This is a genomic window from Sporomusa sp. (assembly GCF_035561255.1).
GTDB lineage: Bacteria > Bacillota > Negativicutes > Sporomusales > Sporomusaceae > Sporomusa.
The window spans coordinates 1-6,257 of the sequence record NZ_DATMXX010000192.1; the positions used below are offsets into that span (position 1 = coordinate 1).

5 protein-coding genes are annotated in these 6,257 nt (G+C 42.2%); all 5 read left to right on the forward strand.

Features of this window, described 5'->3' with window-relative positions; genetic code table 11:
• The first annotated feature begins 44 nt into the window (after positions 1 to 44).
• The 5 genes from VN379_RS10795 (at position 45) to rny (ending at position 6,252) form a co-directional block, all read left to right on the forward strand.
• Positions 45 to 1,292 carry a competence/damage-inducible protein A gene (locus VN379_RS10795; protein ID WP_325533660.1) on the forward strand — a complete coding sequence of 416 codons (1,248 nt, stop codon included), beginning with the start codon at positions 45 to 47 and terminating at the stop codon, positions 1,290 to 1,292.
• A gap of 11 nt (positions 1,293 to 1,303) precedes the next feature.
• Positions 1,304 to 2,884, forward strand: coding sequence for a DEAD/DEAH box helicase (locus tag VN379_RS10800; protein WP_325533662.1), 1,581 nt, complete (start codon positions 1,304 to 1,306; stop codon positions 2,882 to 2,884).
• Positions 2,885 to 3,021: 137 nt separating this feature from the next.
• Positions 3,022 to 4,092: a recombinase RecA gene (gene recA, locus VN379_RS10805; RefSeq protein ID WP_325533668.1), complete on the forward strand. Its 1,071-nt coding sequence runs from the start codon at positions 3,022 to 3,024 to the stop codon at positions 4,090 to 4,092.
• Positions 4,093 to 4,097: 5 nt separating this feature from the next.
• Positions 4,098 to 4,541 carry a regulatory protein RecX gene (locus VN379_RS10810; RefSeq protein WP_325533664.1) on the forward strand — a complete coding sequence of 148 codons (444 nt, stop codon included), beginning with the start codon at positions 4,098 to 4,100 and terminating at the stop codon, positions 4,539 to 4,541.
• 166 nt (positions 4,542 to 4,707) lie between these two features.
• Positions 4,708 to 6,252, forward strand: coding sequence for a ribonuclease Y (gene rny / locus VN379_RS10815; RefSeq protein ID WP_325533666.1), 1,545 nt, complete (start codon positions 4,708 to 4,710; stop codon positions 6,250 to 6,252).
• Positions 6,253 to 6,257: the final 5 nt, after the last annotated feature.

A 6,257-nucleotide genomic window follows, 5' to 3' on the forward strand; every position in this document is an offset into this window, starting at 1 on the left:
ATTATTAATTATGCCGCGAATGCATATTGTCAGGAGGGAATGAGATGATTGTAGAATTAGTGAGTACTGGCACTGAGCTGCTCTTGGGTCAGATCATAAATACGAATGCCCCTTTTTTGGCAGCTCGCTTGAATGAGCTGGGTTTTAGTGTGTTATATCAGACTACAGTGGGCGATAATCGAGCACGAATGAAAAATGTGTTACAAACGGCTTTAGAGCGGGCCGATATTGTGATAACAAGTGGCGGCTTAGGCCCCACTCAAGGTGATATTACTAAAGAAGTAACAGCTGATGTGTTACATAAATCGATGTATTTTCATGAAGAAAGTGCGGAACGGATAAGACGCTATTTTGCCGAACGCCGTATATGTATGTCTGATAATAATCTCCGTCAGGCCATGATGCCTGATGGGGCAAAGATTGTTGAAAATACTTGCGGTACAGCACCTGGCGTTATTGTTGAAGATCAAACAACAGGAAAGATAATAATCAACTTACCAGGACCGCCGCATGAACTATCCGCAATGTTTAACACCTCAGTCGTTCCATATCTTAAAGAGCATTATGGTATTCAAGGGGCTATCATGTCCAGGGTGCTGCGTACATATGGTTTAGGGGAATCGGCACTAGAAGAAAAAATTCAGAAGTTTATTTTGTCTCAATCTAATCCAACACTTGCCTTATTGGTGAGGAATGGTGAAATAAATGTCCGCATTACTGCAAGCGCCGTCAGTGAAACTGCTGCTTTGCAATTAATTACCGATCTTGAAGGTCAAATTCGTCCGCTGATAAGTGAATATATCTTTGGTATTGATGATGAAACTATGGAGAATTCTGTGGGAAGTTTACTTTTGGCCAAAGATTTGACAATAGCGTTAGCAGAATCATGTACCGGCGGTCTTGTAACCAGCCGTATTACAGATGTTCCCGGCAGTTCACGTTATTTGACAGGAACCGTAGTCTGTTACAGCAATGAAATTAAGGTGGCCCAAGTTGGAGTTCCTGAGCATATCCTTGCGGCAGAAGGTGCTGTAAGTCAAAAAACGGCCGAAAGCATGGCTCGGGGAATCAAAGAACGGTATTTGTCCGATATTGGTATCGGTATTACCGGCATTGCCGGTCCTGGTGGAGCCACTGCTGACAAGCCTGTAGGGCTTGTCTATATTGCTATTGACGGCCCGGCAGGAATAGTGGGATATCAGCATTACTTTAATGGAAATCGTACTGACGTAAAGCACAGGACGGCTCTCGCCGCCCTTAATCACTTACGTCAATATCTGCTTATTATATAGGAGGTTTTTATATGAAAGACGCAGTAACTTTATTTGGAGACATATCTTTAAGCAAGAAAACAGCAGCGGCTATCACCGAAATGGGATTTGAGGAACCATCACCGATTCAAAGTCAAACAATTCCACTGGTATTGGCTGGCAATGATGTTCTTGGCCAGGCTCAAACCGGTACCGGTAAAACAGCGGCATTCGGTATCCCGATTATGGAGCGGATAACGGAAGCTAAACAAATACAGGCTCTTGTACTCACTCCTACCCGGGAACTCGCTATTCAGGTATCGGAAGAACTGGCTAAAATAGGAAAATTTAAACGAATAAAGACCTTGCCTATCTATGGGGGGCAGGCTATTGAAAGACAGATCAGAACTCTGAAATTAGGTGTACAAGTAATAGTAGGGACTCCTGGCCGTCTGCTGGATCATATTCGCAGGAACACTATAAAACTTGATAATGTCAAGATCTTAGTGATTGACGAAGCTGATGAGATGCTTGATATGGGGTTTATTGACGATATCCAGAGCATTCTCCAGAATATTCCATCAGAGCGGCAAACATTGTTATTCTCAGCTACGATGCCGTCTGAGATAATGGCTCTGGCTAATAAATATATGAAAGACCGGGTAACAGTAACTATCAGTAAAGAACAGTTAACAGTTCCCTTAATTGATCAAATATATTATGAAACCCGTGATAAGCTTGACGGTTTATGCCGGGTGCTTGATTCAGAAACAGTTGGCAGGGTTATTATCTTCTGCCGTACCAAAAAAGGGGTCGATGATTTAGTTGCATCATTATCCGCGCGGGGTTATATGTCGGATGGATTGCATGGTGACCTAAGCCAGGCTCAGCGTGACAGGGTCATGAAAAAGTTTAGAGATGGCAAGCTGGATATCCTTATTGCGACCGATGTTGCTGCCAGAGGACTGGATATTGAACATATCACCCATGTTATAAATTATGATATCCCCCAAGATCCTGAGTCGTATGTCCATCGCATTGGCCGTACAGGCCGTGCTGGTAAAAAAGGCGTAGCGATGACTTTTATTCAGCCACGCGAATATAGGCAACTAAAACTTATTGAGAAAGAAGTCAAGACTCGGATATTGCGGCGGCAGTTGCCATCGCCGGCAGATATACTGGAGCGGCAGACTGAGGTAATAAAGAATCAGCTGACGCAGACCATTACAAGAGGCGGTTTTGATGCATACGGTAGCATCGTTGCTGATTTAGCGACCGATTATGATCCGATTGATCTTGCGGCTGCTGCACTAAAATTATTCCAGGAAGGTTATAAAGAGCAGGCTGTTATTGAGAAACCGGAATTGCAGTTTGGTAATACCGGGGCTGAGCCAGGCATGGTACGGTTGTTTATTAATGCTGGACGGGCTCAGAGAATTCAACCACAAGATATCGTTCGCACTATTGCTGAGGAAGCTGATATTCAAGGCAGTATCATCGGGCTAATAAATATTTATGATAAGTTTACATTTGTTGAGGTTCCGGAAGGTGTTGCCGAACGGGTTCTGTCAGTTATGAACAAAAATACTATCAAAGGCCATCGTGTTAATATTGAACCAGCCAAAGGACGTTAAACAGCAAATAAATTATGTACTCAACCGGTAATGTTATCGTTGACAAAACGAACAAATGTTTGTAAAATGATGGTATAGTTGTCGGGGGAGGTCTAAAATTAATGGATAAAACAAAAGACTTTGAGAAGAACCGGGAAATGGATAAATTTAAAGCACTTGAGAATGCTATGCGCCAAATAGAAAAAGATTTTGGCAAAGGTGCGATTATGAAGCTTGGTGAAGTTGCTGCTAAAATGAATATGGAGGTTATTCCTACAGGTTCATTACCGCTGGATATCGCTCTTGGGGTTGGCGGGGTGCCACGTGGCCGGGTTGTAGAGATATTCGGTCCCGAATCATCAGGTAAAACAACTGTATCTTTACATATTATAGCTGAGGCCCAAAAATTGGACGGGATTGCTGCATTTATTGATGCCGAGCATGCTCTTGATCCGGTTTACGCTAAGAAGCTTGGTGTTGATATCGATAATCTTCTTATTTCACAACCTGACAATGGTGAGCAGGCTCTTGAGATTGCTGAGGCGCTGGTGCGCAGTGCTGCTGTTGACATTATTGTTATTGACTCGGTAGCTGCTTTAGTGCCTAAGAACGAAATTGATGGTGATATGGGAGACTCTCATGTTGGTCTGCATGCCCGTTTAATGTCACAAGCATTACGTAAGCTAACCGGTATTATTAGCAAATCTCGCACTACCGTTATTTTCATTAACCAAATTCGTGAAAAAGTCGGTGTCATGTTTGGCAATCCAGAAACAACTACAGGTGGGCGAGCGTTGAAATTCTATGCATCAATCCGCTTGGATGTTCGGAAATCGGAGAGTCTAAAACAAGGTAATGATGTTGTTGGCAATCGTACCAAGGTAAAGGTTGTTAAGAATAAAGTGGCTCCTCCTTTTAAACAGGCTGAATTTGATATAATGTATGGTGAGGGTATTTCACGTGAAGGCAGCTTAGTCGATATTGGCGTTAAGCTTGAGATTATAAATAAGAGTGGGGCCTGGTTTTCCTATAATGATCAACGGTTAGGGCAAGGTAGAGAAAATGTTAAAGACTTTTTAAAGGATAATCGTCAAGTTGCGGATGAGATAGACCGTAAGATTCGTGAAACACTTCTAGCTGGCGGCGATACAAAAATTGATAATGTTCTAAGCGAGGATATGCTACCTGCCATCGATGATGAAGATAAAGATGATGTTTTTGAGGCCTAATAAATATGAATATAGTTGAAGTTGCCATTAGGCTGTTAAAGTTTAGGTCTCATAGCCAATATGAGCTTGAACAAAAGCTTCTAAAACATGGGTATGATGAACTGGCGGTAAATCAGGCTATCGAATATCTTACTGAGCGCGGCTATCTTAATGATGCCGCGCTTTGTGACATACTTATAGCCAAACATGCTGAAATGAGTAAATATAGTTTGCAAGAAACTTTTCTAAGGTTAAGACGCAAAGGTTTATCTGCCGATTTGATTAAAACGAAGCTAGCAGAGTGGGATGAAGAGTTTGAATATCAAGCTGCCCTTAAACTGGCAGCTAAGTATTTACGCGTAAATGAATGTGAAGATGTGACTAAGGTAATACGGCGTATGTCTGCCAAAGGATATAAGGCTACGACTGTTCGTAAAGTTTTAGAGCGCCTTATAGACATGGCTCCTTGACACCCATTTGAAAAACATTTAAAATAAAATTATCCAATCGTGAAGCACATCAAATCTAATAGGTACTTTTAGGAGAGCTTGAATGCTGATGAAGCAATTGAAAAGCTACTTTTAAGAGCCGAGTTAAACTCGGCTTTACCCTTAATACCAGTATTTTACTAAGGAGGTGGAACTTATAGTAGAGATTATTATTACCGCAATTGTAGTCGGACTGTTGAGTGCTGGTGCAGGCTATTGGGTTCGTAAGAATATAGCTGAAGCCAAAATTGCTTCTGCTGAGAATGCAGCAAGAAAAATTGTAGAAGATGCTGAAAAAGCTGGTGAATCCAAGAAGAAAGAAGCACTAATAGAAGCAAAAGAAGAAATTCACAAATCGAGAAGTGAACTCGAGCGGGAGATCAAAGATCGCCGCACAGAACTGCAACGCTTAGAACGACGCTTGGTGCAAAAAGAAGAAAATCTTGACCGAAAAATCGATTCCCTCGAAAAGAAGGAAGAAATTCTCAGTCGTAAAGAAACTGAGGTTGATAAAAGCCAAGAGAAAATTAACGAACTATATGCCAAGCAACAAACCGAACTCGAGAGGCTGTCCGGCTTGACTTCTGAAGATGCCCGTACCTTGTTGCTTGCTAATGTTGAAGAAGAAATTAGACATGAGACAGCAATGCTAATTAAGGACCTAGAGCAACAGGCGAAAGAAGAGGCAGATAAGAAAGCCAAAGAGATTATATCATTAGCGATTCAACGCTGTGCCGCGGATCATGTTGCAGAAACCACTGTATCTGTGGTTTCTCTGCCTAATGATGAAATGAAAGGTCGAATTATTGGTCGGGAAGGCCGCAATATTCGGACCCTGGAGACACTTACCGGTATTGATTTGATTATTGATGATACACCTGAGGCAGTCATTTTATCTGGATTTGATCCTGTTCGTCGAGAGGTTGCCAGAATTGCACTGGAGAAACTTATTGTGGATGGTCGAATTCATCCTGCCCGTATCGAAGAGATGGTTGAGAAAGCCCAAAAAGAAGTTGAACAGAAAATTAAGGAAGCAGGCGAACAGGCAACATTTGAAACTGGCGTTCATGGCTTGCATCCTGAACTGATAAAACTTCTCGGAAGATTAAAGTTTCGGACCAGCTATGGTCAGAATGTACTCAAACATTCAGTCGAAGTAGCACACTTAGCTGGGGTTATGGCCGCAGAACTTGGTGTAGATGTAATGTTAGCTAAACGAGCTGGTTTACTGCACGATATAGGGAAGGCTGTAGACCATGAAGTTGAAGGCCCTCATGTAACAATTGGTGCTGATTTGGCTAAGAAATATCGTGAATCGGCTGAAGTTATTAATGCTATTGCTGCTCACCATGGTGATGAAGAACCTAAAACAATCCAAGCTGTACTTGTAGCAGCTGCTGATGCAGTCTCGGCCGCTCGGCCGGGGGCTCGCAGAGAGACTCTAGAAAGCTATCTTAAGCGATTAACACGATTGGAAGAAATTGCTGAATCATTTGATGGCGTAGAGAAATCTTTTGCGATTCAGGCGGGTCGCGAAATTCGTATTATGGTTAAGCCAGATAAGATTGACGACTTAACAGCTGTTCGTTTAGTCCGGGATATTGTAAAGAAGATTGAAGGCGAACTCGAATATCCAGGTCAAATTAAGGTGACAGTTATTCGTGAAACACGTGCTGTTGATTATGCTAAATAGAGAAT

What these genes read in the sequence shown, in the direction of transcription:
- VN379_RS10795 (WP_325533660.1), top strand. Translation starts at nt 45, where the DNA reads ATGATTGTAGAATTAGTGAGTACTGGCACTGAGCTGCTCTTGGGTCAG.
- recA (WP_325533668.1), top strand. Translation starts at nt 3,022, where the DNA reads ATGGATAAATTTAAAGCACTTGAGAATGCTATGCGCCAAATAGAAAAA.
- VN379_RS10810 (WP_325533664.1), top strand. Translation starts at nt 4,098, where the DNA reads ATGAATATAGTTGAAGTTGCCATTAGGCTGTTAAAGTTTAGGTCTCAT.
- VN379_RS10800 (WP_325533662.1), top strand. Translation starts at nt 1,304, where the DNA reads ATGAAAGACGCAGTAACTTTATTTGGAGACATATCTTTAAGCAAGAAA.